The organism is Cellulomonas pasadenensis (assembly GCF_047229365.1).
Lineage (GTDB): Bacteria > Actinomycetota > Actinomycetes > Actinomycetales > Cellulomonadaceae > Cellulomonas.
Genome location: NZ_JBFTEP010000247.1, coordinates 1 through 2253, shown reverse-complemented (window position 1 = coordinate 2253; position 2253 = coordinate 1). Strand labels below are relative to the sequence as shown.

Sequence of the window (2253 nt, the reverse complement as noted above, 5' to 3'; positions counted from 1 at the left end):
CGTCCGTCCCGGGCGGCGTGGGCACGCCGGACGGCCGCGCCGGGGATGCGCCACCCTCCCAGCGCGTGCGCGGCAGACCCTGCGGCGCCTCGCGCTGGAGCCACGCGACGAGCCCCTCGCGCACGTAGCAGCGCAGGTCGAACAGCGTCGGCGCGTCGACCGCGCTCGCGAGGGCCCGCAGGCGGACGACGCCGCCGACGGCGTCGGTCACCTGGAGGATGCCGACGCGCCCGTCCCACAGGTCGGTGACCGACAGCAGCCGCGTCAGCTCGGCGCGCATCGCGTCGACGGGGACCTCCCAGTCGACGTCGAGCTCGACCGTGCCGAGCAGCTCGGCGGCGCGGCGCGTCCAGTTCTCGAACGGCGTCGTCGTGAACCACGTCGAGGGCAGGATGAGGCGCCGGTCGTCCCACACGTGCACCACCACGTAGGTGAGGGTGATCTCCTCGATGCGCCCCCACTCGTCGGCGACCACGACGACGTCGTCGACGCGGATCGCGTCGGTGAAGGCGAGCTGCAGGCCCGCGAACACGTTGGCCAGCGAGCTCTGCGCCGCGAGGCCGGCGACGATCGAGATGAGGCCGGCCGACGCGAACACGCTCGCCCCGACCGTGCGCGCACCCGGGAACGTCAGGAGCACGGCGGCGACGCCGATGACCACGAGCACCGCGACGGTGATGCGCCGCAGCACCTGCACCTGCGTGCGGACGCGCCGCGCGTGCCGGTTGTCCTTCACGTCGACCCGGTACCGCTGCAGCGCGAGGTCCTCGAGGACGAACGCCAGCGACCCGACGAGCCAGGTGAGCGCCACGATCAGCGCGATCAGCAGCGCGTGCTCGACGCCCGGCCGCCAGGCGTCGGCCGGGTCGGTGCTGAGCCGCAGCGCGACCCACACGGCGACGACCAGCAGCGTGGCCCGCAGCGGGCGCCGGGAGCGGCGGGAGAGGTCGGCGGCCAGCGCGCTGCGCGGTGCCGCACGCTGCACGGCCAGACCGATCAGCGTCGCGAGCAGGTAGCCGGCGACCACGCCGCCCGCGACGGCGACGAGGGGCACGACCACGTCGCCGACCCCGCGGACGACGTCCTGCACGACCTCGGGCGTGGGGCTGGGCGTGGCTGCGGCGAGGGCGGGAGTCGGGATGTCGGGCACCCGTCCAGGGTAGGAAGGACGACCCGGTCCCGCCCCCGGCGCTGGGGGCGGGACCCGGTGAGGAGCCGTCTCGCCGGCACGAGGCGTGGCGGACTCCTTGACCCTCACGGGCGGCCCGGCTCTCGCCGGACCCTTGTCGCGTGCGGACGGACGAGAGGTCGTGACCCGCGGCTGGCCGGTCGGTGCGTCTCCCGATCGGCTGTCGTCAGCATGGCACCGGCACTTCACCCGCGCATCTCGAACGGGTGACCAGTTCCGGACGCGGACCAGACCCGCGTCGCACCCGCCCTTGACCTGCGCCCCCGCGCGACCGTGACGTCCAGAATGTCCGCATGTCGGGACGGGGCCGTACCGTGGCCGCGTGCACGTGCCCGCGCCCCTCGCCGCCGCCCCCGCGCTGGCGTCCCTGGCGGCCCGCGCCGTGCCCGGCGTCGAGGAGGTCGACGTCGCCGCCGGCACGGTCCGCCGCCTCGTCGACCTCGGCGCCGGCCCCGTGCCTGTCACCGTCACGCTCACGGACGCCGGCGCGACGGCGACGGCCGACGACCCGGCCGCGGTCACCGACCCCGCGCTGCGCCGCCTGCTCGCCCGGTGGTTCGGCCTCGACGACGACCTCGACGACGTGCACCGCGCGCTGGGCGGGGATCCCGTGCTCGGCCCGCTGCTGCGCACGCGCCCGCGCCTGCGCGTGCTCGGGCACCCCGACGGGTTCGAGGCGGCCGTGCAGGCGGTGCTCACGCAGCAGGTCTCCCTCCGCGCGGGACGCACGCTCGGCGGCCGGCTCGCGGACGCGTACGGGGCGCCGCACCCGAGCGGGCTGCGCGCCTACCCGACGGCGGAGGCGGTCGCCGCCGCCGACCCGGTGACGCTCCAGGCGGTGCTGCGGGTCCCGCACTCCCGCGCCGGCGCCATGCACGCGATCGCGGTCGCGTGCACGGACGGGCTCGTGCTCGCGCCGGGTGCGCCCGCCGCGGACGTGCGCCGGGCGCTGCTGGCCCTGCGCGGCGTCGGCCCGTGGACGGCGGACGTCGTCGCGCTGCGCGCGCTCGGCGACCGGGACGCCTACCCGGCCGGCGACCTGGTGCTGCGGCGCGCGCTCGGCG

General features: G+C 77.1%; 2 protein-coding genes. One reads left to right on the top strand and one right to left on the bottom strand.

The annotated features are described in order from the left end of the window. Nucleotides 1-1150: mechanosensitive ion channel family protein (locus AB6N23_RS18165; protein WP_412867361.1), on the bottom strand; the 1150-nt coding region annotated here is incomplete at its 3' end. Between the two features lie 361 nt (nucleotides 1151-1511). On the opposite strand from AB6N23_RS18165, the gene AB6N23_RS18160 reads away from it, so the two are divergent. Further along, nucleotides 1512-2253 (top strand): DNA-3-methyladenine glycosylase family protein (locus AB6N23_RS18160; protein WP_412867360.1); only part of this gene is annotated, 742 nt, incomplete at its 3' end.